Annotated in this window: 22 protein-coding genes and 1 tRNA gene; 9 read left to right on the top strand and 14 right to left on the bottom strand. The window is 73.1% G+C overall.

Annotated features, from left to right (window positions below; genetic code table 11):
* Positions 1-12 precede the first annotated feature (12 nt).
* The 7 genes from BCF33_RS13225 to fdhD form a co-directional block, all read right to left on the bottom strand.
* Positions 13-1,239: a cytochrome P450 gene (locus BCF33_RS13225; RefSeq protein ID WP_106161412.1), complete on the bottom strand. Its 1,227-nt coding sequence runs from the start codon at positions 1,237-1,239 to the stop codon at positions 13-15.
* 93 nt (positions 1,240-1,332) lie between these two features.
* Positions 1,333-2,829, bottom strand: coding sequence for an MATE family efflux transporter (locus BCF33_RS13220; protein WP_106161410.1), 1,497 nt, complete (start codon positions 2,827-2,829; stop codon positions 1,333-1,335).
* 29 nt (positions 2,830-2,858) lie between these two features.
* Entirely contained in the window at positions 2,859-3,161 is a 303-nt protein-coding gene (locus BCF33_RS13215) for a cytochrome o ubiquinol oxidase subunit IV (RefSeq protein WP_106161408.1), read from the bottom strand.
* Positions 3,158-3,775 (bottom strand): cytochrome c oxidase subunit 3, encoded by a 618-nt coding sequence (locus tag BCF33_RS13210; protein WP_106161406.1) that lies wholly within the window; start codon positions 3,773-3,775, stop codon positions 3,158-3,160. Before BCF33_RS13210 ends, BCF33_RS13215 begins: the two co-directional genes overlap by 4 nt.
* Complete coding sequence (locus BCF33_RS13205; RefSeq protein ID WP_106161404.1) at positions 3,772-5,847, bottom strand: cbb3-type cytochrome c oxidase subunit I; 2,076 nt, start codon at positions 5,845-5,847, stop codon at positions 3,772-3,774. Before BCF33_RS13205 ends, BCF33_RS13210 begins: the two co-directional genes overlap by 4 nt.
* Positions 5,840-6,829 carry a cytochrome ubiquinol oxidase subunit II family protein gene (locus BCF33_RS13200; protein ID WP_106161402.1) on the bottom strand — a complete coding sequence of 330 codons (990 nt, stop codon included), beginning with the start codon at positions 6,827-6,829 and terminating at the stop codon, positions 5,840-5,842. The genes BCF33_RS13205 and BCF33_RS13200 overlap by 8 nt, the downstream gene beginning before the upstream one ends.
* Positions 6,826-7,695, bottom strand: a complete 870-nt coding sequence (gene fdhD, locus BCF33_RS13195) for a formate dehydrogenase accessory sulfurtransferase FdhD (protein ID WP_106161400.1) — start codon at positions 7,693-7,695, stop codon at positions 6,826-6,828. The genes BCF33_RS13200 and fdhD overlap by 4 nt, the downstream gene beginning before the upstream one ends.
* A 133-nt stretch (positions 7,696-7,828) precedes the next feature.
* On the opposite strand from fdhD, the gene BCF33_RS13190 reads away from it, so the two are divergent.
* The 8 genes from BCF33_RS13190 to BCF33_RS13155 all read left to right on the top strand — a co-directional run bounded on the left by BCF33_RS13190 (position 7,829) and on the right by BCF33_RS13155 (position 17,179).
* A complete protein-coding gene (locus BCF33_RS13190; RefSeq protein ID WP_106161398.1) occupies positions 7,829-10,126 on the top strand; it encodes an FdhF/YdeP family oxidoreductase in 2,298 nt (765 codons plus the stop codon).
* Between the two features lie 108 nt (positions 10,127-10,234).
* Positions 10,235-10,399, top strand: a complete 165-nt coding sequence (locus BCF33_RS13185) for a DUF1328 family protein (RefSeq protein ID WP_106161396.1) — start codon at positions 10,235-10,237, stop codon at positions 10,397-10,399.
* 48 nt (positions 10,400-10,447) lie between these two features.
* Positions 10,448-11,302, top strand: a complete 855-nt coding sequence (locus BCF33_RS13180) for an NmrA family NAD(P)-binding protein (RefSeq protein ID WP_106161394.1) — start codon at positions 10,448-10,450, stop codon at positions 11,300-11,302.
* 58 nt (positions 11,303-11,360) lie between these two features.
* Positions 11,361-13,904 carry a membrane-bound PQQ-dependent dehydrogenase, glucose/quinate/shikimate family gene (locus BCF33_RS13175; RefSeq protein WP_106161392.1) on the top strand — a complete coding sequence of 848 codons (2,544 nt, stop codon included), beginning with the start codon at positions 11,361-11,363 and terminating at the stop codon, positions 13,902-13,904.
* A 100-nt stretch (positions 13,905-14,004) separates the two neighbouring features.
* A complete protein-coding gene (locus BCF33_RS13170; protein ID WP_106161390.1) occupies positions 14,005-15,021 on the top strand; it encodes an acyl-CoA dehydrogenase in 1,017 nt (338 codons plus the stop codon).
* Positions 15,014-15,697: a PIG-L deacetylase family protein gene (locus BCF33_RS13165; protein ID WP_106161388.1), complete on the top strand. Its 684-nt coding sequence runs from the start codon at positions 15,014-15,016 to the stop codon at positions 15,695-15,697. Before BCF33_RS13170 ends, BCF33_RS13165 begins: the two co-directional genes overlap by 8 nt.
* A 1-nt stretch (position 15,698) precedes the next feature.
* The gene (locus BCF33_RS13160; protein WP_106161386.1) at positions 15,699-16,271 is read left to right on the top strand and encodes a class I SAM-dependent methyltransferase; all 573 of its coding nucleotides are present in this window, start codon (positions 15,699-15,701) and stop codon (positions 16,269-16,271) included.
* Positions 16,268-17,179, top strand: coding sequence for a glycosyltransferase family 2 protein (locus BCF33_RS13155; RefSeq protein WP_106161384.1), 912 nt, complete (start codon positions 16,268-16,270; stop codon positions 17,177-17,179). The genes BCF33_RS13160 and BCF33_RS13155 overlap by 4 nt, the downstream gene beginning before the upstream one ends.
* A gap of 10 nt (positions 17,180-17,189) precedes the next feature.
* Here the strand turns inward: BCF33_RS13155 and BCF33_RS13150 are convergent, their stop codons facing one another.
* From BCF33_RS13150 to BCF33_RS14410, 4 genes are all read right to left on the bottom strand, one after another.
* Positions 17,190-17,669, bottom strand: coding sequence for a nucleoside deaminase (locus BCF33_RS13150; RefSeq protein ID WP_106161691.1), 480 nt, complete (start codon positions 17,667-17,669; stop codon positions 17,190-17,192).
* A 26-nt stretch (positions 17,670-17,695) separates the two neighbouring features.
* The gene (locus BCF33_RS13145) at positions 17,696-18,592 is read right to left on the bottom strand and encodes an MBL fold metallo-hydrolase (RefSeq protein ID WP_106161382.1); all 897 of its coding nucleotides are present in this window, start codon (positions 18,590-18,592) and stop codon (positions 17,696-17,698) included.
* Between the two features lie 196 nt (positions 18,593-18,788).
* Positions 18,789-20,381 (bottom strand): isocitrate lyase, encoded by a 1,593-nt coding sequence (locus tag BCF33_RS13140; RefSeq protein WP_106161380.1) that lies wholly within the window; start codon positions 20,379-20,381, stop codon positions 18,789-18,791.
* Between the two features lie 47 nt (positions 20,382-20,428).
* The gene (locus BCF33_RS14410; RefSeq protein ID WP_245883827.1) at positions 20,429-20,743 is read right to left on the bottom strand and encodes an SMc00767 family acetate metabolism repressor; all 315 of its coding nucleotides are present in this window, start codon (positions 20,741-20,743) and stop codon (positions 20,429-20,431) included.
* Positions 20,744-20,878: 135 nt separating this feature from the next.
* On the opposite strand from BCF33_RS14410, the gene BCF33_RS13130 reads away from it, so the two are divergent.
* Positions 20,879-22,369: a helix-turn-helix domain-containing protein gene (locus BCF33_RS13130; RefSeq protein WP_106161378.1), complete on the top strand. Its 1,491-nt coding sequence runs from the start codon at positions 20,879-20,881 to the stop codon at positions 22,367-22,369.
* Positions 22,370-22,446: 77 nt separating this feature from the next.
* On the opposite strand, the gene BCF33_RS13125 is transcribed toward BCF33_RS13130, so the two are convergent.
* The 3 genes from BCF33_RS13125 to BCF33_RS13115 form a co-directional block, all read right to left on the bottom strand.
* Positions 22,447-22,536 (bottom strand) — tRNA-Ser (locus BCF33_RS13125).
* 72 nt (positions 22,537-22,608) lie between these two features.
* On the bottom strand, positions 22,609-23,514 hold the full coding sequence (locus BCF33_RS13120; RefSeq protein WP_106161376.1) for a nucleoside hydrolase: 906 nt from the start codon (positions 23,512-23,514) through the stop codon (positions 22,609-22,611).
* A 10-nt stretch (positions 23,515-23,524) separates the two neighbouring features.
* Positions 23,525-24,679, bottom strand: coding sequence for an MFS transporter (locus BCF33_RS13115; protein WP_106161374.1), 1,155 nt, complete (start codon positions 24,677-24,679; stop codon positions 23,525-23,527).
* Between the last annotated feature and the right edge of the window lie 569 nt (positions 24,680-25,248).

Genomic DNA, 25,248 nt, shown 5'->3' with positions numbered 1-25,248 from the left:
GCCCTCGCCGCGTCACGGCAGCCGCAGGACGAAGCCCGAAGCGGGCAGCGCAGGCATCTTCGAGAGATCCACCCCGAGGTCCTGGTCCGGCACCTCGTAGCCGGCCTCCGCCAGAAGGCGCGCGGCCGTCTCCATCACGCGGATCGTCAGCCATTCGCCCGGGCATCTGTGATCCGAGAGGAAGTCGCCGCCGCCCTGCGGGACCATCTCGAACGGATCGATCTCACGGCCGTCGAAGCGTTCGGGCCGGAACTCCTCCGGGGCGTCCCACATGCGCGCGTCGCGGTTGGTGCCGTAGAGATCGAGCATGACCCAGTCGCCTTCCTCGAAGCGATGCCCCATCCCCTCGAAGGACTTCCGGGCACGGCCGGCGATCACCGGGAAGAACGGCGCCGTGCGGCGGACCTCCTGGACGAAAGCGTGGGGGTCGGCACCCTCCGCGATGCGCCGGCGCCATTCGGGACGGCGGTGCAGCTCCAGCGCGAGGAAGATGACGTAGCGTCCGATCGCCACCATCGGGCGCAGCAGGTTGATCAGCTCGACCGCCACCACGTTCGCGTCCAGCAACTCGCCCGTTGGATCGCGGTGGCGCGCCATCGCGCCGGCCGGGCCGTCGCCGCTCCGGCGGCCCTCCCGGATGTCCTCGATCACCTCCGTCGCCCAGCGCTCGCAGCGCTCGCGCAGGAAGCGCGCCTTGATGTAGTGCGGCCCGAACGAGGCGGCGTTGTCGATCATCTCCCCCAGTTCGGTCGCGAGCAGGCGCGTCGCTTCATCCTCGGCCTCGACCCCGGTCCACGCCAGCGCCGCGCGGGTCAGCATCAGCCTGGCGGCGTCGTGGAGCACGATCTCCTCTCCGGCATGCTTGGCCACGTACTCCCGCCAGGCATCGGCGAAGAGATCGGCGCCGCGTGCCAGCGCGTCCTCCGTCATCAGGGCCATGAACATCCCCTTGCGGTGCTCGTGGGCCGCTCCGTCCAGGGCCTGGACGCTTTCCTTGCCCTGCAGGAGGCTGACGGTGGTGGGTGGCATCGCGCCCTGGCGGGTGAACCGGTCGCCGCCATAGAACAGCTCGGACGCCTCGCGCCCGCGGATGCAGGTGATCTCTTCGAGCATCAGGCGCGCGCGGAACCCGTCCGTGCCGAAGCGGTCGCAGCGGTTGCCCACGAAGAGGTAGCCTTCGCGCAGGAAGGCGGGCGTGGTGTCGAAGGCATCGTCGCGCGGAAAGGGGTCTTCGGTCATGGAATGGCCTTCTTTGATGTGTGCGTTCTTCCTGAACGCCCGAGGCGCCGCTTCGTTCGACGCCCGGCCGTACCATGGGCATCCCGACACCGTTCAGGCGGCATGGCGCGACACGGTCGCGCCGGGGGCGAGGTCGGTCCCTGTCCCGTTCACGCTGCCGCAGTCGCGATCGGCCCCGGTGCCCTTCGCGGCCTCGTTCCGGCTCACGGCCGAGCCTTCGCGCCAGCGGCCCCGGCGGTAGAGCCAGGCGGCCATCGCCGCCGTGGCCGTCATCCCGATGGGGAAGGACAGCCACAGCGCGTCCTCGCCCAGCACGGGCCGCAGCCCGAAGGCGAAGCCCAGCCGCACGGGGTACATCGAGATCACCATCACGATCAGCGGCGCGATCACGTAGCCGTTCGCGCGCATCGTCCCGAAGAGGACCTGCGCGATGCCGAAGAACAGGTAGCCCCACGTCGCGACCAGCTGGATGTGCCGCCCGATCGGGATCGCCGTGCTGTCGGCCCCGAGGAACAGCCCCAGCGCGGCGCGGTCGAAGACCGTCAGCAGCGCGATCAGCAGCCCGGTCAGCCCCAGGTTGAAGTAGATGCCCCAGCGCGCGATGCGCCCCACCCGCCCCCACTGCCCGGCGCCGATGTTCTGCGCGGCCATCGCGCTCGCCGCGGCGGAGAGGGCCATCGCGGGCATCTGGACGTAGGTCCAGAGCTGCTGGGTCGCGCCGTAGGCCGCGGCCGTGTCCACCCCCTCGCGGTTGATGAGCGTCAGCATGGTCAGCGACGCGGTCGAGATGACGATCATCTGCAGCCCGATGGGCAGGCCCTTGCCCACCACGGCGCGCAGGACCGTCCGGTCGGGCAGCAGCAGCCGCAGCGCCCGCCCCCGCAGCGCCAGCACCGAGTCGCGACGATAGAGCGAGACCATGATCCCGACGAGCGCGACGGTGTTCGCGATCACCGTGGCGAGGCCCGAGCCGAAGATGCCCAGCTCGGGCACCGGTCCGAGGCCGAGGATCAGCACCGGGTTCAGCGCGACGTCGAGCGCGGCGGAGACGCCCATGAACTTCAGCGGCGTGATGGAGTCGCCGGTGCCGCGCAGCGCCATCATGACCAGCGTGAAGGTCAGCGTCGCTGGCATCGCGACGAAGATGACCCGCAGATAGGTCAGCGCGAGCGCGCGCGCCTCGCCCGGCGTGCCCAGCACGCCCAGCAGCCACGGCGCCACGAACCAGCCGATCAGCGCGATCGCCGCCCCCATGGGTATGATCGTGCCCAGCGCCGTGCCCATGACCCGGCGCGCGCCGTCCTCGTCGCTGCGCCCGGCGGCCTGCCCGATGAAGATCGTCGAGGCCATGCCGAAGCCGAACACGAACGAGATCAGCAGGAACATCACGATGTTGCCGTTGGTGGTCGCAGCCAAGGCCTCCTCTCCGAGGAAGCGGCCGACCCAGATCGCGTTGATCGACCCGTTCAGCGACTGCAGCACCGAGGAGCCGAGCGTCGGGATCGCGAAGAGGGCCATCGCCTTCGGGACGCTGCCGCTGAGGAGATCTGGACCGGGCCGAGAGGCGGCCTGGCCTTTGGCGTCTGGCATCGGGGCGTTCCTCGGGCGGCGCGGCCCGCTCAGTACATCCGGTCGTGCAGGCTCGACATAATCCAGATCGTGCCCCCGACCATCAACGTGCCGAGCACGAGCGAGAACAGGATGAGGTGCAGATCCTCGCGCTTCGAGCTGCTGCCGACGTGCAGGAAGCAGCGCATCTGCACGACGATCTGCGCCAGCGCCGCCGCCCCCACGATCCACAGCGCCGTGCTCCGCGCCATGCCGTGGCTCATCACCGCCCAGAACGCCAGCAGCGTAAGCGCCGCCGACAGCACCGCGCCGATCGCGTAGCGCCGCATCTCGCTTCGTGCGTCGTCCTTCATGCCAGCCCTCCGAGGTAGACGACCGACAGGATGCCGATCCAGATGAGGTCGAGGAAATGCCAGTAGAGCCCGAGGAGCAGCAGCCGCGTCTTGTTGCGGTCTGAGAGGCCGAACCGCGACAGAAGCGCCAGCATCGTGGCGATCCAGACGAGGCCCGCCGTCACGTGCAGCCAGTGCAGCCCCGTGAGCGCCCAGAGCGCCGAGAGGAACCCGCTGCGCTGCGGCGGGCCTCCCTCGCCGACCATGTTCACGAAGTCGCGCAGCTCCAGCAGGACGAAGGCGGCACCGAGCGCGGCGGTGACGATCAGCCAGATCGCGACGGGTCGGACCTGCCGCTGATGCTTCAGGGCGAGGCTCGCCATCCCGTAGGTGAACGAGCTGGCCAGGAGCAGGAAGGTCTGCGCGGCGACGCTTCGAAGGTCGAAGAGCGTGGACGGCCCCGGCCCCCCGGCCCGCGCGCCCGTCATCACGACGTAGTGGGCGAAGAGCACCCCGAAGATGATGAGGTCGCTCATCAGGAAGACCCAGAACCCGAAGGCCGGGGTCTCGCTCTCGCGTTGGGCCTTGGGGTCCCCGCCCCCGAGGTTGATGCCGGGATGCGCCGAGCTGCTCATGCCGGCACCGCCGGCCGGGCATGGCCGAGGTTATCGGGCGCGATCTCGTCGTCGCGGCCCACCGCGGGCGTCCTGGACGCTTCCCTGAGGAAGGCCCGGTGCGCGACCTCGACCTCGACGGCCTTGATGGTGCGCGTCGTCTCCCGGACGAAGGCCCTGGCGATCAGGGCGGCCACGATGACGGCGAAAGACAGCGCGGCCAGCCACCAGATCCACCACGTGATCGCGAAGCCCATCGCGGCGGAGGCGCCGCCGATCACGACGCCCATCGCCGTCGAGCGCGGCATCTCGATGTCCGTGTAGCGCGGCGCCATCTCGTAGGGGTGGCCGACGGCCTTCTCGACGGTCCAGGCGTCCACCGTGTTCACTCGGGGCAGCGCGTAGAAATTGTACTCGGGCGGCGGCGAGGGGATCGACCATTCCAGCGTCCGCCCGTCCCACGGATCGCCCACCGGGCAGGCCAGCGCCTCGCGGTCGCGCGCGCTGGCCCAGAAGTTCCAGATCGCCACCCCGAGGGCCCCGACCACCATCGCGGCACCCACCACCGCGAGCCACATCGCCGGCTCGAAGGCCGGGTTGTCGTAGCTCGCCGAACGGCGCGGCATCCCCATCAGCCCCAGCCAGTAGAGCGGCAGGAACGCCAGGGAGAAGCCGCCGAACCAGAGATACGCCTCCAGCCGCGCGGGCCCTTCGTGCAGGCGGAAGCCGAACGCCTTGGGGAACCAGTAGTGCACGCCCGCCAGGACCCCGAAGAGGACACCGGGGATCAGCACGTTGTGGAAGTGCGCGACGAGGAACTGCGAGTTGTGGACCTGGTAGTCGATGGTCGGGTTCGCGAGGATCACCCCCGTCAGCCCGCCGAACACGAAGAGGAAGAAGAACCCCACCAGGTAGATGATCGGCACCGAGAGGCGCACGCGCCCGCGGAACATGGTCGCCATCCAGTTGTAGACCTTCACCCCCGTGGGCACCGCGATGATCATGGTGGCGATGCCGAAGGCGGCGTTCACGCTCGCCCCCTGCCCCATGGTGAAGAAGTGGTGCAGCCAGACCGTGAACGAGATCACGGCGATCGCCGACGTCGCGATGACCATGCTGTTGTAGCTGTAGATCCGCTTGGCCGAGAAGGTCGCCGCGATCTCCGAGAAGACGCCGTAGGCCGGCAGGACAACGATGTAGACCTCCGGGTGGCCGAACATCCAGAAGATGTTCGCGTACTGCATCATGTTGCCGCCCAAGTCGTTGGTGAAGAACCGGAAGTCCAGCGACCGGTCCAGCGCCAGCATCGCCGTCGACACCGTCAGCGCAGGGAAGGCGTAGATCATCATGATCGCCGTGCAGAGCGAGGTCCACGTGAAGATCGGCATCCGCAGGAACTTCATCCCCGGCGAGCGCTTCTTGTAGATCGTCACGGCGATGTTGATGCCCGCCAGGGTCGAGCCTATCCCCGATATCCCGATCGCCCACACCCAGTAGTCTACCCCCGGCCCCGGGCTGAACGTCGTGCCGGTGTAGGGCGGGTACATCGTCCAACCCCCCGTGCCGAACTTGCCGATCACCAGCGAGATCATGACCAGCCCGGCCCCTGCGGCCGTCAGCCCCAGGCTGATCTGGTTCAGCACCGGGAACGCGACGTCCCGCGCGCCGATCTGCAGCGGCACGACGTAATTCATCAGCCCGGTGATCAGGGGCGTGGCCACGAAGAAGATCATGATCGTGCCATGGGTCGAGAAGAGCTGCGCGAAGTGCTCGGCCGACAGCACGCCCCCGTCGAGGGCGGTGACCTGATGGGTGCGCATCACCGCCCCCTCCAGCACGCCGCGCAGCATCATCACGCCGGCCAGCACGAAGTACATGATGCCGATCTTCTTGTGGTCCGCGCTGGTCAGCCAGTCGCGCCAGAGCGGGCCCCAGAGGCCCTTCCAGGTCAGGAAGGCGATCACCGCCACCGCGCCCAGGGGCACCGCCGAGGCGGCCGCGGCGGCGACGCCCTCGTTGATCGAGGGGTCGCGGAAGAAGTCGTCGAACGGCGTGACGGTCCAGTCGAGACGTCCGAAGATCGGGTCAGCCATCGCTCTCTCTCCCTTCGTGGGCGAATGCCTCGTAGGCGGGCGATCCGGGCTGCGCGGCGGGCGGCACGGGACGGCCCTGGTGGTAGCGGGCGATCACCGCCTCGAAGAGGTCCGGCCCCTCCAGCCGGAAGCGCGCCGGCTCGTCGGGAAGGAGGCCCAGATCCTCGCGCGCCTCCGACGCGGTGCTCCGGCGCCCGAGGATCGCGTAGGCGTCGGCGTCGAGGACGCGCCAGGATTCGGTCCCGGTCCATTCGTCCCACCCGTCGACGGGCAGCACCTGGACGGCGAAGTTCTGATGGGGGAAGCCCCGGCCGCTGTACTGCATGTTCTCGCCCCGCATGGTGCCGGGCCGTTCGGCCATGACGTTCACCTCCGTCCGCATGCCCGGCATGGCGTAGATCTGCCCGGCCAGCGCCGAGATGCGGAAGCTCTGCATGACGGAGTCGGTGGTCAGCGCGATCCGCACCGGCCGGTCCTCGGGGATCACCAGCCGGTCGAGCGTGGCGAGCCCCTCGTCGGGGTAGAGGAACAGCCACTTCCAGTCGAGGCCGATCGCCTGCACCTCGACCGGGTCCGGCCCGAGCGGCTTGTAGGGGTCGAAGCGCATCGTATCGTGCCAGAGCCCCCAGCCCAGCACGGCGACGATGGCGAAGGGCACGCCCCACATCACGACCTCGAGCGGGCCGGAGAACTGCCAGTCGGGACGGTAGAGGTGATCGTGGGGCGTGTAGCGGCCGCTGCCCTTGCGGCGGTGGTAGCGCCAGATGATCAGCGGAACGAGGACGAGCACCGGCACGATCGCGATCATCGTCATCCCGGTCACGAAGATCAGGTGGTCCCTCTGGGACGCCGCGACCGGGCCCGCGGGATCGAGGAACGTGATCTGCGCGCCCGCCGCGCCCGGCGCCGCCGCGAGGGCGAGCGCGGCGAGGACGCCGCGCAGGCCGATCCCGCGAAGGGCCGCCGGCCCGGACGCCCTCATGCCCCGCCCCGCACGGCGGGCCGGAAGCCGCGCGCGGCCCCGCCCAAGGCAAGGGGGCGGCGCATCCCGCCGCGCCGCGCGCGGACCACGACCGGCAGGCCGGCTTCCTCCGCACGGGCCAGCGCCATGCTCGTCGGCGCGGAGATCGCCACGAGGCCGCCGGCCCCCGCCCGCGCGGCCTTCTCCACCAGCTCGAAGGAGAGGCGCGACGTCATCAGCACGAACCGCCCGCTCAGCGGCAGGCCCGACCGGGCCGCGCCGCCGACCAGCTTGTCCAGCGCGTTGTGGCGGCCGACGTCCTCCCGGGCGAGGACGATGCGACCGTCCGGCTCGCACAGGGCCGCGGCGTGCGCCGCCCCCGTCGCGCGGGCGAGGGGCTGATGCCCCCGAAGCGCGCGCAGCGCCCGCGCCACCGCCGCCTCGCCCGGCCGGACGGGACGGGCCACGCGCGGCAGCGGCTCGGCGAGGGACTGGAGGCTCTCCAGGCCGCACAGCCCGCAGGCGCTCTCCGAGAGGCGGGTCCGCACCCGGCCCCGCGCCGCCTCGGCCGCCGCCCCCCCGAGGCCCAGCCGCGCGATCCAGCCGTCCGGCACCTCCGCGACGCTCACGTCGCGCGGCAGCGCGCCGGGCCCCAGCAGGCCCTCGGCGACCGCGAAGCCCACGGCGAAATCCTCCAGATCGGCGGGCGTGACCATCATCACGGCGATGCCGAACCCGTCCACCTCGACGGCCACGGGGGCCTCGCAGGCGACCTCGCGCTCGGACGGCCCCTTCGTGCGGCCCTCGCTGAAGCGGTATCTCGTCCGGTCGCTGGGCGGAGGCGTGGCACCGCCCCGGGGCGGCTCGGCGGTTTTTCGCGGTCGCATCGTATGTTGCCTTCTCGATCCGCTGCAACGTCTTGTCGTCGCGCGTTCGGGATTCAGCTTAACGTGAACCGCTTAGCGTTCCAGCGCCCCACGCGGGAATTCGCGGAGTATCGCCGACGAGGAGGGTCCGGCCATGGCCGACGAGACCAAGCACGATCCGACCGGGCACGACCCTGGAACGCCTGAGTACGATCATCCCACCGGCGGCTGGGGCTCGATGAAGGGCATCGCGCGGATCTTCGGCGAGGAGCGCTCCTCGCCGCTCGTGGCGTCGGTGCTCGCCAGGCAGAACAAGCCGGGCGGCATCATGTGCACCGCCTGCGCCTGGGCCAAGCCGGCCAAGCCGCACCCGGCCGAATTCTGCGAGAACGGCGCCAAGGCGACCCTGTGGGAGCTGACGCGCGCCCGCGCCACGCCTGAGGTCTTCGCCGAACGCACCGTCGCCCAGCTGCGCGAGATGCACGACCACGACCTCGAGCAGCTCGGCCGCCTCACGCACCCCATGCGCTACGACGCGCCAAGCGACCGCTACCTGCCGGTCTCCTGGGCCGAGGCCTTCGCGGAGATCGGCGCCGAGCTGCGCGCGATGGAGCCCGAGCAGGCGGTGTTCTACTCCTCCGGGCACGCGGGGCTCGAGGCCAGCTACCTCTACGCCCTCTTCGCGCGGGCGATGGGTCACAACAACCTGCCCCAGTCGTCCAACATGTGCCACGAGACGACGTCCGTGAACCTCAAGTCGCAGATCGGCGTGCCCGTCGGCACCTGCATCCTCGAGGATTTCGACCACTGCGACGCGATCTTCTTCTTCGGCCAGAACACAGGCTCCAACTCGCCGCGCTTCCTCCACCCGCTGAAGGACGCCGTGCAGCGCGGCTGCCGGATCGTCACCTTCAACCCCGTGCGCGAGCGCGGCCTGATCGAGTTCGCCGATCCCCAGAACCCGATCCAGATGACCTTCGGCAAGACCACGAAGATCTCGGAGGAGTACCTCCAGGTCCGCCCCGGCGGCGACGTCGCCGCGATCGCCGGGCTGATCAAGTGCGTCCTCGCCGCGGAGGACGCCGCGCCGGGCACGGTCCTCGACCGGGACTTCATCGACACCCAGACCGCCGGCTTCGAGGAGGCGATGGACGCGGTCCGCGCGATGGAATGGCCCGAGATCGAGCGCCACTCCGGCCTGACGCGCGAGATGCTTCAGCGCGCGGCCGACATCTACCTCGGCGCGAGGAACGTGATCGGCATCTACGGCATGGGGCTGACCCAGCACGTCGAAGGGTGGCTCAACCTCGGGATGCTGGTGAACCTCCTGCTGCTGCGCGGCAACGTCGGACGGCTCGGCGCCGGCATCTCGCCCGTGCGCGGCCATTCCAACGTCCAGGGCCAGCGCACGGTGGGCATCGCCGAGAAGACGGGCAGCGTGCCCCTCGACAAGCTGCGCGAACTCTTCGACATCGACCCGCCGGAGAAGGAGGGGCTGAATGCGGTCCACGCCTGCGAGGGCATCCTCGACGGGTCCGTTCGCGCGATGGTCCAGCTCGGCGGCAACCTCGTGCGCGCCCTGCCCGACCGCGAGCGGATGGAGGCGGCCTGGCCGAAGCTGCGCCTGACGGTGTCCATCGCCACGAAGCCCAACCGCTCGCACCTCGCCCCGGGCGAGGTGGCCTACGTCCTGCCCTGCCTCGGCCGCACCGATCGCGACGAGCAGGACGGCGCGCCCCAGGCCGTGACGATGGAGGACTCCCTCTCCCACGTCCACGGCTCGATCGGCACGGCCGAGCCGCCGAGCGAGCACTGCCTCTCCGAGCTGGCGATCGTCGCCGGCATGGCCGAGGCGACCCTTCCCCCGAACCCCAAGCTGCGCTGGCGCGACTGGACGCGGAACTACGACCTCGTGCGCGACCTCGTCGCCGCGACCTACCCGGACGAGTTCCACGACTTCAACGCGCGGATGCTGCAGCCCGGCGGCTTCTACCGGGGCAACGCGGCGCGCGAGCGGCGGTGGAAGACCGACAGCGGGCGCGCCAACTTCACCACGCCCACGACGCTCACGGCACTGGGCCACGACACGGTGGGCGAGGACGCGGCGATGACCCTGGTCACGCTGCGCTCCAACGACCAGTTCAACACCACGATCTACGGCTTCTCGGATCGCCTCCGCGGCCTGGAGGGAAGCCGCGAGGTCGTGCTGATCAACCGCGACGAGATCGCCCGCCTAGGCCTCGCCGAAGGGCAGCCCGTCACCCTGCGCTCGGCGATCGAGGACGGCGTCACGCGCGAGGTCGGCCCCCTTGCCGTCACCGCGTTCGACCTGCCGCCGGGATGCGTCGCCGGCTACTACCCCGAGCTGAACCCCCTCGTCCCGCTCTCCTACCACGAGCGGAACTCGCAGACGCCCGCATACAAGGGCGCGCCGGTCCGGATCATTTCCTGACCCGGCGGGTTGTGGGGCCGAGACGGGACCCGGCGGGAAGCCGTGGCGCCCATCGGGAATCCGGCCTCGGGCGCCCCCGCGCCGGCCGACAACGAAAGGAACCTATCGATGATCAAGTGGATCTTCATCCTCCTCGCCATCGCCGCGATCGCCGCCCTGCTGGGCTTCGGAACCCTCTCGGGCGTCGCGCTGACCGGGGCCAAGGTCCTGATCGGGATCGTCCTCATCCTGTTCCTGCTGGTGCTCTTCGGGATCATCGCGGTGCTCGACTAACGGGCGGGGCGCGGCCGATCGCGCGCGGGCGCGCGGAAAGGAGGGTTCATGATCTTCGTGATGGGCGCCAGCGGGCGCATGGGGGGGTCGGTCCTGCGCCACGCGGACGGCCCGAAGCGGGCCGGGACGCCGTCGGGGCGCCCGGTCGAGGGCGCGGCCGAGACCGTGCCCTTCGACCTCGACGCCCCCGGCACCTTCCACGCCGCCCTGCACCGGTGCGAGGCGATGTTCGTCATGCGCCCCCCCACCGCCACGAAGCGCGGTCCGTTCGACGACCTGATGGCCGCCGCCAAGAAGGCTGGCGTGGGCCATGTCGTCTGCGCGTCCGTCTACGGGGCGCAGGACTCGCGCGTGCTTCCGCACCGGCACATGGAGGCCGCCGTCCGCGACAGCGGCCTGCCGCACACGTTCCTGCGGCCGGCGGACTTCATGCAGAACCTCGCCGACGTCCACGCCGAGGCCATCCGCGACCGGGACGAGATCGTCGTTCCGGCGGGCGAGGGCCGCTCGGCCTTCCTCGACGTGGACGATATCGGGCGCGCCTGCGCCGCGGTGCTCGCCGCCCCGGGCGAGCACGACGGCAAGGGCTACGACATCACCGGGCCCGAAGCCCTCTCCTTCGAGGACGTCGCCGCCACGCTGACCCGGGTGCTGGGCCGGCCGATCCGCTACCATCCCGTATCGCCGCCGCGCTTCGTCGCCAGCCAGATCCGCCACGGCCGGCCGGCGTCGATGGCGTTCGTGATGGCCGCGCTCTACACCGTGCAGCGGCTCGGACGGGCCGCCCCCGCCAAGCCCGACTTCGAGCGCCTGACCGGACGACGGCCGGGCGACCTCGCGTCATGGGCGGCCCGCAACCGCGACGCCTTCGAGAAGGACGGTCACGGATCGGCCACGTCCTGAGGGGCGGGCCACGTACCATCGGCCCCGCGCCACCCCACTTCGAACGACTGGAACTCCGATGATCCGAAACCTCCTCGCCGCCGTCGTCCTCCTCTTCGGCCTCGCGCTCCTCGTCGGCGGCGTCCGGCTCGTCACGCTGGGCGGCACGTGGGGGTACGTCGTCCTCGGGGCGATCCTGACCCTCTCGGGGGCGCTGCTCCTCGGGGGGCGCAAGGGCGGGCTCGTCGTCTATGCGGCCGCGATCGCCTTCGCCCTCGTCTGGGGCGTGTGGGAGGTGGGCCTCTACTGGTGGGGCCTCGCCCCGCGCGGCGGCGTCCTCGTGCTGCTCGGGCTTCTCCTGCTGCTGCCGCCCGTGGTCCGCGCCCTGCCGCGGGGCACCACGGGCTTCCGCGGCTACGGCGCCGAAGGGATGATCCTCGCCGCCTCGGTCGTCGCGGCCGCGGTGGTCGCGGGCATCTCCATGATAACCCAGCCCTACGACACGCCGGGCGCCCTCGCGGCGGACCGCGCCCTCGCCCCGCCGGCGACGGATGCCGGCGCCCCGGACGGCGAATGGCCCGCCTATGCCGGGTCCCTCGCGGGCGAGCACTACTCCCCCCTCGCGCAGATCACGCCGGCCAACGTGGGCGCGCTCGAGGTCGCGTGGCACTATCACGCCGGCGACGTCCACGTGGACCTGCCGGGCACGGCGCTCGAATCGACGCCGCTGGTGGTCGAGGACACGATGTACCTCTGCACCCCCAAGAGCGAGATCATCGCCCTCGACCCCGTCACCGGTGAGGAGCGGTGGCGCTTCTCGCCCGTCCTGGCCGAGCTGACGCCCGAGCTGTCGACCTACGCCACCTGCCGCGGGCTAGCCTACCACGACGGCCGGGACCTCGGGTGGGAGGTGTCGGACGCCCCTCCGCCCACCGCGGAGGAGAACGCCGCGCTCGTGCAGGCCTCGATGGAGGGCGTGACCACCGCCGCCGCCGGCGTGTCGCAGAACATCGTCGCCGGCACCGCCATCCCCGGCGAGCCGAACCCGATCATCGTCGACGACGCCCCGACCGAGCCTTCGCCCATCCGCGCGGACTGCCTGCGGCGCATCTTCCTGCCCACCCGCGACGCGCGCCTCGTCGCCGTCAGCGCCGAGACGGGGACGATCTGCCCCGGCTTCGGCGGCGGCGACGGCACGGTGAACCTCTGGATCGGGCAGCCGAACGTCTCGCCCACGGCCTACTACTCGACCTCGCCCCCGCTCGTCACCGACGAGGCGGTGATCGTCGGCGGGTCGGTCAACGACAACCTCTCCGACATGCTGCCCTCCGGCGTGATCCGGGCCTTCGACATCCGCACCGGGCGCATGATCTGGAACTTCGACCCCGGCGCCCCCGAATCGACCGAGCCGATCGAGCCGGGCGAGACCTTCACCCCCAACGTCCCCAACTCCTGGAGCCTCGCGAGCTTCGATCCCGAGCTGAACCTTGCCTACTTCCCCATGGGCAGCGGATCGCCCGACCAGTACGGCGGCGCGCGCACCGAGAAGCAGGATCTCCTGGCGACTTCCGTGATCGCGCTCGACGCCTCCACCGGCGAGCTGGAGTGGTCCTTCCAGACCGTCCATCACGACATCTGGGACTACGACGTGCCCGCGCAGCCGCAGCTGGTGGACCTGACGATCGAGGGCGCGCTCGTCCCCGCCCTCGTGCAGCCGACCAAGCAGGGCGAGGTCTTCGTCCTCGACCGCCGCACGGGCGAGCCCGCGCTGCCCGTGACCGAGGTGCCCGTCAGCCTCGACGCCGTGCCGGGCGAGCGCCCCGCCCCCACCCAGCCCGTCTCGGCCATCTCCTTCGCGCCGCCCTACCAGACCGGCGCGATGATGTGGGGCCTCACCCCCGTCGACCAGATGCTCTGCCGGATCGCGTTCCAGAAGCTCGAGTACCACGGCCGCTTCACCCCGCCCTCGCTCGAGGGCACGCTGACCCATCCGGGCAGCTTCGGCGTCCTGAACTGGGGCGGCGTGGCCATCGATCCTGCGCGGCAGGTGGCCTTCGCCATGCCGGTCTACCTCGGCTTCACCTCGACGCTGATCCCGCGTCCCGACACGCTGGACGAGGTCGTGTCCGCGCCCGGCTACCCCATGGGCAACGAGAACTTCGGCACGCCCTACGCGGCGAGCCTCAAGCCCTTCATGTCGCCGCTCGGCCTGCCGTGCCAGCAGCCGCCCTGGGGCTTCGTGCAAGGCGTCGACCTGACCACGGGCGCGACGATCTACCGCCACGTCAACGGCACGGTGCGCGACATGGCCCCGATCCCGCTGCCCTTCGAGACGGGCGTGCCGGGCATCGGCGGGCCCATCGCCACGGGCGGCGGCCTCGCCTTCCTGTCCGGCACCGTGGACTACTACGTCCGCGGCTACGACATCGCCACGGGCGAGGAGCTGTGGCGCGCCCGCCTACCGGCCGGGGGCCAGTCCACGCCCGCGACCTACATGGGCCGGGACGGGCGGCAGTACCTCGTCGTCGTGGCGGGCGGCCACGGCTACGTCGGCACCAAACTCGGGGATTCGGTGATCGCCTACGCCCTGCCAGAGGCGGGGGTGGTCGCCGCATCCCGCTGAGGCTGGCCGCGGCCCTTCGCCCCGCCCGCGGGTCGCGCGCGCCACCTGGCCGGAACGAACGGTATATCAGGACGTTGTCCCCACCGGAGGGCATGAGTTCATGCGAAACGACCGGCCGATCGACTTCCTGGCCGCAAAGCTCGGCGATGCCGCCGCGGCCGAGGACGGGGGCCGGTCCCTCGCCGGCTCGGTCGAGGCGATCGTCGTTAGCAAGGTCCTGGAGGAACGGCGGCCCGTCCCCCTCGCCCGCACCCTCGTCGCCATCGCGGAGGCGAACCTCTCCGCCGCCCGCCTCGCCGAGGGGCACGTGAACGCCCTCCGCCTGCTCCGCCTCCACCGCCCCGACGCGATCCCCGAAGGCGGGTTCCTCGGCGTCTGGGGGGCCGACGGGGACGATCCTCTGCGCCTCGAGGACGGCGTGCTCCGGGGCTCCAAGCGCTATGCCTCGGGCCTCGGGATCGTCACGCACGCCCTGGTGACGGTGGCCGACGGCGACGCGTCACGCCTGGCGCTCGTCGACGTCGCCGACGCGGCGCGCCACCGCCCCGGGTCCTGGGCGATGCTGGGGATGCGCGCGACGATCTCGGGCGACGTCGACCTGACGGGCCTCGACCCGGTCTGGATCGGCCCGCCCGGCGCCTATCACGCCGAGCCGTCCTTCGTCGGGGGCGTCTGGCGCATCGCCGCGCTTCAGCTCGGCGGGACGCTCGGGCTGCTCGGCGCCGCGCGGGACGAGCTGGCGGCGCGCGAAAGGCTGGACGCGGACGCCCAGGTCTCGCGCCTGGCGGCCCCGCTCGGGCGCGCGCTGGCCGCCTTCGGCCTGGTCGAGAAGGCCGCCGCGGTCGCGGAAGGGCCCGAAGGACGGGCCGACGCGGACCGTGCCGTCGCGCTCTCGATCCAGGCGCGCCTCCTGACCGAGGACCTCGCCCAGGACGCCGTCGCGGCGACCGAGCGCGCCGTCGGGCTGCCCCATTTCGCCGACGGATCGCGGACCGGGCGCGTGGCGCGCGATCTTGCCACCTACTGCCGGCAGGTCGCCCGCGACGCGATGGAGCAGCGCGCCGGACGCACGCTCCTCGCCCGTCCCGGACCGCTTTCGGGGGCGTGGCATGGATGACCGTCCCGGCGGCTTGGTCGGGCGCGGTCCCGTCCTCGTCCTGGCGCCGCATGCCGACGACGAGGTGCTCGGCTGCGGCGCCCTCCTCGCCGACTGCTGGCGCGAGGGGGTGCCCGCGCACGTGGTCTGCCTCACCGACGGCGCCGCCTCCCATCCCCGCAGCGCGACCGACCTCGCCGCGCTCCGCCGGACGGAGCTGGAGCGCACCATCACGATCCTCGGCGGCGTGCCCGCGCGGGACCTGACCTGCCTCGGCCATCCCGACGCCGCCCTGCACGACGTGCCGGAGGGCGTGGTCGCGGCCCAGCTGCTCGCGCTGGTCGACGCGGGGGGCGCGCGCGTCCTCGTCGTGCCCTCGCCCCTCGATCCCCATTGCGACCACGTGACCGCGGCGGCCCTGGCCGATCGCGTCGCCGCGGCCCGGCCCGCGCTCGTCGTCCTCCACTACCCGATCTGGTCGCGCTGGACCGGCGGGGGCGCGGCGCCGCCGGTGCCGGGCAGCCGGCGCCACGCCTACCCCGTCACCGCGCCCGCCCTGAAGGCGCGGGCCATCGCAGCGCATGCCAGCCAGCAGGGCGGCGTGATCCGCGACGACCCGGACGGCTTCGCCATGCCCGAGGGCTTCGCCGCCATGTTCGCCCAAGGTCCCGAGATCTACGACGAGAGGATGGCCTGACATGGCCGTCGCCCCGGACCATCTCGACCGCCTCTACGCCGAGACGGACGATCCCTGGAACTTCCGCGCCTCGCCCTACGAGGCCGCGCGCTTCGCCGCGACGACGGCCGCGCTGCCGAAGGCGCGCTACGGTCACGCGCTCGAGGTCGGGTGCGGCAACGGCGAGCTCGCGCGCCGGATCGCCCCGCGCTGCGCGGCCTATACCGGCGTCGACGCCGTCGAGGGGGCGCTCGCGGCGGCGCGCGCCGCGGTGCCCCGCGCGCGCTTCGTTCGCGCCTTCCTTCCCTGCCCGCTGCCGGAGGGCGACTACGACCTGATCGTCCTGTCGGAGATCCTCTACTTCCTCTCCGAGGGCGGCCTGCGCGAACTCGCCCGGCAGATCGACGGACGCTGGCCGGGCGCCGACGTGGTGGCGGTCACCTGGCTCGGCCCCTCGGGCAACCCGATCGAGGGCGAGGCCGCGCTCCGGTGCTTCTCCGGCGCGACGGGCAGGCGCGCCGGCACGGCGCCGCCCGGCGATCCGCGCCACCGGATCGACGTGTTCGCGCCCCTCGGCGGGGCGCGCGCGGGATGAGCGGCACGCTCCACCTCCCGCCGGGCTGGGGCCGCAGCGGCTTCGTCGTCGTTATCCCGGCCCGGAACGAGGCGCGGCGCCTGCCGCGGGCGCTCGCCGCCCTGGCGCGCGACGGGGTGGCCGGCGACGTCCTGGTCGCCGCCAACGGCTGCGAGGACGCGACCGCCGCCATCGCCCGTGCCTACCCGGGCCTTCCCGTCGCCGTGCTGGAGGGCGACCCCGCGCCGGGCGGCGTCGGCGAGGTGCGCCGGGCGGCGATGGCGGCGGCGATGAAGGCGGCGCCGGCGGCCGGCATCCTCGCCACGACGGATGCTGACTGCGTCGTCGCGCCCGGCTGGGGCGCCGCCACCGTCCGGGCGCTGCGGCTGGCCGAGGTCGCCTGCGGCCGCGTCGTGCCCGATCCCGGGGAGTTCGCCGCCCTCCCCGCCACCGTACGCCGGCACGGCGCGCTGGAGGACGAGGTGGCCGCCCTCGCCGCCGAGCTCGAACGGCTCGAGGACCCCGTCCCGCACGACCCCCTGCCCCGCCATGGCCAGACGCCGGGCGCCAGCCTCGCCTTCCGGCGCGGCGCCTACCTGCGCGCCGGCGGCTTCGAGGCGATCCCCTGCCACGAGGATCGCAGGATCGTCGGGCGGATCGAGGCGGCGGGCGGGCGCGTCGCCCGGCCCTGGGACCTCGCCGTCGTCGCGTCCTGCCGCCTCACGGGGCGCGCGCCGGGCGGCATGGCCGACACCATCGCCGCGCGGACCGCCGACCCGCTCCTCGTCGGCGAGATCGCCCGGCTGGGGGACGAGCGGGCCCGCCTCCGCGCGGCCATCGCCGCCCACCGCGCCCGCCGGCAGCCCCCGCCGGGCCGCGTCCCATCCGCCGGGAACGCGGCTTCCGCCCCTGGGCGTGCCCTTCGGTAGGAAAGGGCGCTCAGCCCCCGGCCGCGCCGTGGCGGCGGGCGTGCAGCGCGCGCACCTCCTCCGCCAGCTCCGGCACGGGGCCGTCCACGGGCACGTCAGGCGCGACCTCGTTGACGGCAAGGGGCGCCACCGGGGCCTTCGGCGCGCCCATCTCCTCCAGCCACCCGGCCAGCTGCGCGGCCGAGCTGGCATAGGCGATCCGCCCGAGGCCGGCCCAGGCATGGGCGGCCGCGCACATCGGGCAATGCTCGCCCGACGTATAGACCGTCGCCGCCCGCCGCGCCTCCGGCCCGAGGTTGCGCGCCGCCCACCGCGCGAGGGCGAACTCCGGGTGCTCGGTCGCGTCGCCCGTCTCCACGCGGTTGCGCGCCTCCCGCAGCACGCGCCCGTCCCCGCCGACGAGGATCGACCCGAACGGGTCGTCCCCCGCCTCCAGCGCCTCGCGGGCGAGGGCGACGCACCGCCGCAGATGCCTCATGTCGGGTTCCATGGCCCCGCCCTCCCCTTCCGCCTCCGTCACCGAGACAAGTCCCCCTGGGGCGGCGCCGTTCCACCAGGGCCCGGGTCCGGCCGTCCGTCGCCGCGGAGGAGCGCGCGGTAGAGACGGGCCGAGTCCCGCACGACCCGGCCGCCGCCCTCCCTCACCGTCCTGCCGTCGAACGCGCCGTAGATCCGCTCGAACGGCACGCGCGACAGCTTCTCGGCGATGGCCCCGACCGTCTCCGCCGGCAGCGGCAGCATGTTCGGATAGCTCCACATGAAGGAGACGCGGCCGCGGTCGGCGGCGACCTGCACGATGTCCGAGGAGAGCAGCGCGCCGCGCCCCCCGCACCCCGCCGCCCAGCGCAGCGCCGTGCCCCCCGCGAAGTGCCCCCCGAGGCGCGTCAGCGTGCAGCCCGGCGCCAGCTCGCGCTCCTCCCCCGACCAGAAGCGGACCCGCGGGCTCGGGCGCATCACCCATTCGCGGTCGTCCTCGTGCAGGAGGACGGGCGCGCCGAACGCGTCGGCCCAGTCCTGCATCGTGGTGTAGTAGTGCGGATGCGAGATGGCGATCGCCGCGAGGCCGCCCAGCGCCTCGACGATCTCGCGCGTCGCCGCGTCGAGAAGCGCCAGGCAGTCCCACAGCACGTTGCCCGCCGGCGTGCGGACCAGGAACGCGCGTTGGCCGATGCCGAAGGCCGGCGCGGTCTCGATCGCGAAGAGGTCCGGCTCCGGGCGGCTCCAGCGGTTGGCGTGGCCGGCGGCCAGCCGATCGGGCGTCGTCCAGCCCTGCCCCCCGTCCGGCACGTATTGCCGCGCGTCCTCGCAGATGGGGCACAGAGGCGGCGGGGCGGCGGCGGGCGGATAGGACGTCCCGCAGGCCGTGCAGATCGAGACGAACCCCTCGCCGCCTCCCGGCCCGTCCTTGCCCATGGCGCCATCTCCTGCCCGAAGCCGCGGCAAGGCGCCAACGCGCGAGCGGCCCGATCGGCACCACCGCGTCCCCGGCCCCGAAAAGGGGTTCGCCCCACCCCGCCCTCTCCCGGCAGCACGCGCGCAGACGGGGCGGGGCGATACGGGCGGGGGGCGACCCGTGCCGGCCGGCCCCCGCTCCCGCATCGCGGCGGCCTCAGGCGAACTGGTTCATCGTGTTGTCCTCGCCCGCCGCCTTCAGCGCGGCCTCGCCGGCGAAGTACTCCTTGTGGTCGTCGCCCATGTCCGACCCGGCCATGTTCTGGTGCTTGACGCAGGCGATGCCCTCGCGGATCTCGCGCCGCTGCACGCCGGCCACGTAGCCCAGCATCCCCTGCTCGCCGAAATACTCGCGCGCGAGGTTGTCGGTCGACAGCGCGGCGGTGTGGTAGGTCGGCAGGGTGATGAGGTGGTGGAACACGCCCGCCCGCCGCGAGGCGTCGGACTGGAAGGTGCGGATGCGCTCGTCCGCCTCGGCCGCGAGCGGGGTCGCGTCGTAGTCCTGCGACATCAGGCGGTCGCGGTCGTAGCCCGACACGTCGCGCCCCTCGTCCGACCAGGCGTCGAGGACCTGCTGGCGGAAGTTGAGCGTCCAGTTGAACGAGGGCGAGTTGTTGTAGACGAGCTTGGCGTTCGGCACGACCTCGCGGATGCGGTCCATCATGCCCGCGATCTGCTCGACATGCGGCTTCTCGGTCTCGATCCACAGGAGGTCCGCCCCCGCCTCCAGCGAGGCGATGGAATCCAGGACGCAGCGGTCCTCGCCCGTGCCCTCGCGGAACTGGAACAGGTTCGAGGGCAGCCGGCGCGGGCGCACGATCTTGCCGTCCCGGTGCATCACCACGTCGTTGGGGCCGATCTCGCCCGGCGACACCTCCTCGAAGTCGAGGAACGAGTTGTAGCGGTCGCCCAGGTCGCCCGGCTCGCCGGACACGGCGATCTGCTTGGTCAGCCCAGCGCCCAGGCTGTCCGTGCGCGTCACGATCACCCCGTCCTCGACGCCGAGCTCGAGGAAGGCGTAGCGGCAGGCGCGGACCTTGGCGAGGAAGTCCTCGTGCGGGACGGTGACCTTGCCGTCCTGGTGGCCGCACTGCTTCTCGTCCGAGACCTGGTTCTCGATCTGCAGCGCGCAGGCGCCCGCCTCTATCATCTTCTTGGCCAGCAGGTAGGTCGCCTCCGCGTTGCCGAAGCCCGCGTCGATGTCGGCGATGATCGGCACCACGTGCGTCTCGTGCGCGTCGATCGCCTTCTCGATGCGCTTGGCCTCCATCTCGTCGCCGGCCTCGCGGGCGGCATCCATCGCGCGGAGCATGTCGCCGATCTCCCGCGCATCGGCCTGGCGCAGGAAGGTGTAGAGCTCCTCGACCAGGGCGGGCACGGCGGTCTTCTCGTGCATCGACTGGTCGGGCAGCGGCCCGAACTCGGATCGCAGCGCCGCGACCATCCAGCCCGACAGGTAGAGGTACCGCCCCTTCGTGGTGCCGAAGTGCTTCTTGATCGCGATCATCTTCTGCTGGCCCACGAACCCGTGCCAGCACCCCAGCGACTGGGTGTAGGCCCCCGGATCGGCGTCGTAGGCGGCCATGTCCCGCCGCATGACGCCGGCGGTATGGCGCGCGATGTCCAGCCCCGTGGGGAAACGGTTCTGGACGCGCATCCGCGCCGCGGCCTCCGGCTCGATGCCGGACCAGGGCGCGCCCCGCGCGTCGACGGTCCGGCGCGCCTGCGCGATCGCCTCGGAATAGGTCATGGCTTCTCGTCTTCCTGCTTGTTTCTTCCTCGTCCGGCGGGGCGCGATCAGCGCCGCACCACGACCGGGACCATCATGTCGCCCCAGTTGCCGTTGCCGCCATGGTGGCGGCTGGCGCGCACCAGCTCGATCGTCACGCCGGCCTCGACGGCCTGCGTCACCGCGTGGTTCAACCGGTGGAGGTCGCCCGCGAGGCGGCGTATCGCGCGCTCCTGCGCCTCGTCCATCGCCGCCCCCTGCGAGAGGCCGGCGGCACGCCGCTTGGCGGCCGCGACCTGGGCCGGGGTCTCGTGGAGGCCCTCGTCGGCGGCCTCGGGATACGTGTCGGGGGCCATCGAGGCCGGCGAGGGGATCTGGGTCATGTCCGCGCTCCTTCGCTTCTGGTGACGCCATTGATCTTGGTCGGTATGTAACGGGAATCCAGATACCTGTTGCTGTATTGGTGTTCGCGTGTAAGCGTCTGTGGGACTGGAAACTGTAAACCTGTAAGGTTTGTGATGTCCGACGGCGCGGCGCGGCAGAAGCTCTTCCTCGGGCGCCGGATCCGGCGGCTGCGCCGCGACCTCGGGCTCACCCAGGCGGTGATGGCGGGCGAGCTCGGGATCTCCGCCAGCTACCTCGCGCTGATCGAGCAGGACCAGCGCCCGGTCACCGCGCAGGTCGTCCTCCGGCTCGCCGAGACCTACGACGTCGACCTGCGCACCCTGTCGCCGGCGGTCGATCCCGAACGGGCCGCGGCCTTGGGCGAGGTCGCCGCCGACCCGCTCCTGGCCTCGACCGGGCTCGGCGCGATCGACCTGCACGAGCTCGACCGGAACCAGCCGGAGGTCGCCTCGGCCATGATCCGGCTGCACGAGGGCTACCGCGCCGCGCGCGAGGACGCCAAGGCCCTCGCCTCCACGGCGTCCGAGGGGGCGGACTACATCGGCGCCCCAGGCAACGTGATGGTCGAGGAGACGCGCGCCGCGCTCCAGCGCAACGACAACTTCTATCCCGGCCTCGAGGACTTCGCCGCCGACCTCCTCGCCCGGCCCGGCATCCGCGCCGACCTGCCGCAGGCGCTGACGACCAGCCTGGTCGACCACCTGTCGGACCGGCACGGGATCGAGGTCCAGATCATGCCCTACGACGTGATGCGCGGATACCTTCGGCGCTACGACCGGCATCGGAAGCGGCTGATGCTCTCCGAGCTTCTGGCCCCATCGGGGCGGACCTTCCAGATCGCGCTGCAGGTCGGGCTGCTGGAGGCGAGGGCGCTGCTCGACGCCCTCGTGGAGGAGGCGCGCCTCTCCTCCAGGGGCTCGCGCGACATCTACGCCCTCACGCTGGCGAACTACGCGGCCGGGGCGTTGATGATGCCCTACGACCGCTTCCACGAGGCCGCCGTCCGGCTGCGCTACGACGTCGAGGTGCTGGCCAGCCGCTTCGGCGCCAGCTTCGAGCAGGTCGCCCACCGCCTCACCACGCTTCGCCGCCCCGGCGCGCGGGGCGTGCCGTTCTTCCTCATCCGCGTCGACCGGGCGGGCAACATCTCCAAGCGGTTCGGCGGCGGCGTGTTCCCCTTCGCGCGCTCGGGCGGGACCTGCCCGCGCTGGCGTCTCTACGAGGCGTTCCGCTCGCCGCGCCGGGTGGTCGTCGACCTCGCCGCGCTGCCCGACGGCGAGACGTTCCTGACCGTGGCCCGCACCGTCGACCGCCCCGCCGCCGGCGCCCTGATGCCCGCGCAGGACCTCGTCGTGGGCCTCGGCACGGAGGCGCGCCACGCCCCCCGGATAGTCTACGGCGACGGGATCGCGCCCCCCGCCCGGGCGCCGGGCAAGGGGGCGAAGGACGGCCCCCACGGGGTCGAGCCCACCCCCATCGGCATCACCTGCCGCCTCTGCACGCGCGAGGACTGCAACTGGCGGGCCTTCCCGCCCCTCGACGGCGCGCTGAGCGTGCAGGCCTCCGAGCGCCGCATCACGCCCTTCCGCCTCCACCATCCGTAGGATGGGGCCGCCGCGCCCCCCGCGGCCACGGCCCGCAGCCATCGGAACGAAGCCTGTGGCGGAGACGAAGGGTGTAATGGCGGAGACGATGGGATTCGAACCCACGAGACGGTTTCCCGCCTACTCCCTTAGCAGGGGAGCGCCTTCAGCCACTCGGCCACGTCTCCGCCGACCCGCCTACCGGGCCCGGCGCCCGCCCGCAAGGCGGCAAGGGCCGGACCCCGCGCCCCGGGGGCGCCTCAGTCCAGGCGGGCGATGCCCTCCATCCAGATCTCGCGGATGCGGGGCGCGTCGCATCCGCGCGCGACCAGGACCGGCGGCCCCTCGCCGCCCGCCACCGTCCGCCCGGCCTCCTCGCCCTGCGTGACGACCCGCAGCGGCGTCTCCTCCCAATCGAAGAGCTCGGGCCGCAGGCAGGCGATCACCGCCGCCGGGTCGTGCAGCGCGCAGCCGCTCAGGCCGACGCTCTCGTAGAAGTCGATGTAGAAGTCCGCCATCTCGGCGATGCGCCCGCCGAGGCGCGGCGCCCGCTCGGCGAGGCGGGCCATGTCGGATCGGTCCATGAGGATGCCGTTCGTCACGTCCAGCCCCACCAGCCGCACCTTCGCCCCCGAGGCGAAGACCTCCGCCGCGGCGTGGGGGTCGTGATAGATGTTGGCCTCCGCGTGGGGGGTGATGTTGCCCGGCACGAAGACCGCGCCGCCCATCACCACGATCTCGGCCCCCGAGAGGCCCGGCGACCGGCGGAGCGCCGCCGCCACGTTGGTCAGCGGCCCCACCGGGCAGAGCGTGGCGCCCGCGGCGCACTCGCGCACGATGAGGTCGGCCGCCCCTTCGGCGACGGGCGCGCCGGCGGGCGCCTCGGCCGGGATGGGGCCGAACCCCTCGGCGCCGTGGACATGGGCCGAGGGCGTGAAGGGCGGCAGCACGAGGGGGGTCCGCGCGCCCTCGGCCACGGGCGCGTCCACCCCGGCCCATTCCAGCAGCCGCAGGGCGTTGCGCGTCGCCTGGTCGGTGCGGACGTTGCCGAAGACGGTGGTCAGCGCGGCGATGCGCACGTCCGGCTCGGAGGCGGCCCAGAGGATCGCCATGGCGTCGTCGATGCCCGGATCGGTGTCGACGACGAGGGGGAGGGGTCGTGTCATGGGCGCCCGGCTAGGCGGCCCGGCCGGGCTTCGCAACCCGTCCCAGCCCCAGCGCCAGCGCCGCCGCGCCCAGGGCGGCCAGCCCGAGCGTGGCGATCGCCCAAGGCAGCCCGAACGCCTCCGACACCGCGCCGAGCAGCGGCGGCCCGAGGAAGAAGCCCCCGAAGCCGATCACCGCCACCCGGCCCACCGCCGCGCCGCGCCCCCCGGGCCGCGCGCGGGCCCCCGCCTCCGCGATGCCCAAGGGGCCGATCACCGACACCCCGAGGCCGAGCAGCCCGAAGCCCAGATAGGCGATGCCGGGGGTGGGCGCGGCGGCGGCGACGAACGCGCCCGCCGCGGCCGCGACCCCCGCCGGCACCGCCAGCCGCAGCCCCGGCACGCGCCTCGCGGCCAACTGCCCCCCGAGGCGCCCCGCCCCCATGGTCAGACCCAGCACCGCCGGGCCCAGCGCGCCCTCGGCCGCGCCGCCGCCCAGGGTCCGCTCGACGTGAAGGGCCGACCATTGCTCGACCCCGCCCTCGATGGCGAAGGCCAGCAGCACCAGCGCGCCGCAGGTCGCCATCAGCCAGAGGGGCAGGCCGTGCGCCCGCCCGCCGGTTCCTTCCTCCGGCCGCTCCGGCGCGGCGCGCCCGCCGGTCGAGAGGGTCAGCACCGCCAGGGCGGCCGCGGCGAAGACGGCCCAGGGCGCCCACCCCCCCTCCCGCGCGAGGCCCGTCGCCAGCGCGGCGCCCGCATAGGCGAAGGAGAACGCCGCATGCCCGAGGTTCATCAGGGGACGGCCCGTCCGGGCCTCCGCCTCCGAGAGGCGGGTGTTCATCACCACGTCGAGCAGCCCGCTCGCCAGCGCCATGGCCAGCATCGCCAGCCCGAACGCCGCCGGCCCGCCGGCGAGGCCGGGCCCGAGGCAGGCCGCCGCCAGCAGCGCCATGCCCGCCCGCATCCCCTGCGGCCCCGCGCGGCGGTCCATCAGCGGCGCCGTCCACAGCGCGAGCGCCAGCCCCGCCGCCGAGAAGGTCAGGAGAAGGCCGAACAGGGCGTCCGGCGCCTCGATCCGCGCCTTCAGCACGGGCACCAGCGCCGCGAAGGCGCCCCAGGCCACCCCCATCCCGGCGAAGGCCAGGACCGGCGCCCGCGCCGCCCGCAGATCCCGTCGCAGTCCCATCCCGCCGCGCTCTCACGGACCGCCCGCCGCGGCAAGCGCCGGAGGACGTGGGACGCCCAGAGGACGCCCGGGGGCCGCCCGGCCGCCCGGCCGCCCGGGGGCCGCCCCGCCGCCGCGCCGCGGAAAGGCCCCGCCCCAGGCATCCGCCGCCCCTGCCGATCCGGCACTCCGGCGCGCCGGACCCGCCGGCCCCCCGGCCGCTCCGGACCCTCCGACCCCCAGGCCCGCCAGACCTTCGGCTCCCCAACCGAAGCCCCCGGACCAAGGCCCCCAGGCCCCCGATCCGGCCCGTTCCGCTGATCCGTCGCCGCGCGCCTGGCGCACCTCTCCCGTCCGTGCGCCCGAAGGCCCCGCGCGCGGGCCCCGATCGCCCGCCCGGGGGGAGAGGGCTCCCCCCGGCGATGATGGTGGTTCGCAAGCGCACGGCCCGGCCCTCCCCCTTCGCCCGAAGGACCCTAGCGGGCCCGGGTTAACGGGGCGTGAAGCCACCGCGCGCCCTTTGCAACAAGGGGCTTCCCATCCCCGCGCGGGGCCGCTAAGGGGCCGCTTCCACGCGCGGGACACCCTTG

Source organism: Hasllibacter halocynthiae (assembly GCF_003003095.1).
Taxonomy (GTDB): Bacteria; Pseudomonadota; Alphaproteobacteria; order Rhodobacterales; family Rhodobacteraceae; genus Hasllibacter; species Hasllibacter halocynthiae.
Note: the sequence above shows the minus strand (reverse complement) of the source record. Positions and strands in the feature narration are given on the sequence as shown.

Excerpts from the sequence above, each read along its gene's own strand:
- BCF33_RS13225 (WP_106161412.1), bottom strand. The coding sequence starts at position 1,239 with ATGACCGAAGACCCCTTTCCGCGCGACGATGCCTTCGACACCACGCCC.
- BCF33_RS13220 (WP_106161410.1), bottom strand. The coding sequence starts at position 2,829 with ATGCCAGACGCCAAAGGCCAGGCCGCCTCTCGGCCCGGTCCAGATCTC.
- BCF33_RS13215 (WP_106161408.1), bottom strand. The coding sequence starts at position 3,161 with ATGAAGGACGACGCACGAAGCGAGATGCGGCGCTACGCGATCGGCGCG.
- BCF33_RS13210 (WP_106161406.1), bottom strand. The coding sequence starts at position 3,775 with ATGAGCAGCTCGGCGCATCCCGGCATCAACCTCGGGGGCGGGGACCCC.
- BCF33_RS13205 (WP_106161404.1), bottom strand. The coding sequence starts at position 5,847 with ATGGCTGACCCGATCTTCGGACGTCTCGACTGGACCGTCACGCCGTTC.
- BCF33_RS13200 (WP_106161402.1), bottom strand. The coding sequence starts at position 6,829 with ATGAGGGCGTCCGGGCCGGCGGCCCTTCGCGGGATCGGCCTGCGCGGC.
- fdhD (WP_106161400.1), bottom strand. The coding sequence starts at position 7,695 with ATGCGACCGCGAAAAACCGCCGAGCCGCCCCGGGGCGGTGCCACGCCT.
- BCF33_RS13190 (WP_106161398.1), top strand. The coding sequence starts at position 7,829 with ATGGCCGACGAGACCAAGCACGATCCGACCGGGCACGACCCTGGAACG.
- BCF33_RS13185 (WP_106161396.1), top strand. The coding sequence starts at position 10,235 with ATGATCAAGTGGATCTTCATCCTCCTCGCCATCGCCGCGATCGCCGCC.
- BCF33_RS13180 (WP_106161394.1), top strand. The coding sequence starts at position 10,448 with ATGATCTTCGTGATGGGCGCCAGCGGGCGCATGGGGGGGTCGGTCCTG.
- BCF33_RS13175 (WP_106161392.1), top strand. The coding sequence starts at position 11,361 with ATGATCCGAAACCTCCTCGCCGCCGTCGTCCTCCTCTTCGGCCTCGCG.
- BCF33_RS13170 (WP_106161390.1), top strand. The coding sequence starts at position 14,005 with ATGCGAAACGACCGGCCGATCGACTTCCTGGCCGCAAAGCTCGGCGAT.
- BCF33_RS13165 (WP_106161388.1), top strand. The coding sequence starts at position 15,014 with ATGGATGACCGTCCCGGCGGCTTGGTCGGGCGCGGTCCCGTCCTCGTC.
- BCF33_RS13160 (WP_106161386.1), top strand. The coding sequence starts at position 15,699 with ATGGCCGTCGCCCCGGACCATCTCGACCGCCTCTACGCCGAGACGGAC.
- BCF33_RS13155 (WP_106161384.1), top strand. The coding sequence starts at position 16,268 with ATGAGCGGCACGCTCCACCTCCCGCCGGGCTGGGGCCGCAGCGGCTTC.
- BCF33_RS13150 (WP_106161691.1), bottom strand. The coding sequence starts at position 17,669 with ATGGAACCCGACATGAGGCATCTGCGGCGGTGCGTCGCCCTCGCCCGC.
- BCF33_RS13145 (WP_106161382.1), bottom strand. The coding sequence starts at position 18,592 with ATGGGCAAGGACGGGCCGGGAGGCGGCGAGGGGTTCGTCTCGATCTGC.
- BCF33_RS13140 (WP_106161380.1), bottom strand. The coding sequence starts at position 20,381 with ATGACCTATTCCGAGGCGATCGCGCAGGCGCGCCGGACCGTCGACGCG.
- BCF33_RS14410 (WP_245883827.1), bottom strand. The coding sequence starts at position 20,743 with ATGACCCAGATCCCCTCGCCGGCCTCGATGGCCCCCGACACGTATCCC.
- BCF33_RS13130 (WP_106161378.1), top strand. The coding sequence starts at position 20,879 with ATGTCCGACGGCGCGGCGCGGCAGAAGCTCTTCCTCGGGCGCCGGATC.
- BCF33_RS13120 (WP_106161376.1), bottom strand. The coding sequence starts at position 23,514 with ATGACACGACCCCTCCCCCTCGTCGTCGACACCGATCCGGGCATCGAC.
- BCF33_RS13115 (WP_106161374.1), bottom strand. The coding sequence starts at position 24,679 with ATGGGACTGCGACGGGATCTGCGGGCGGCGCGGGCGCCGGTCCTGGCC.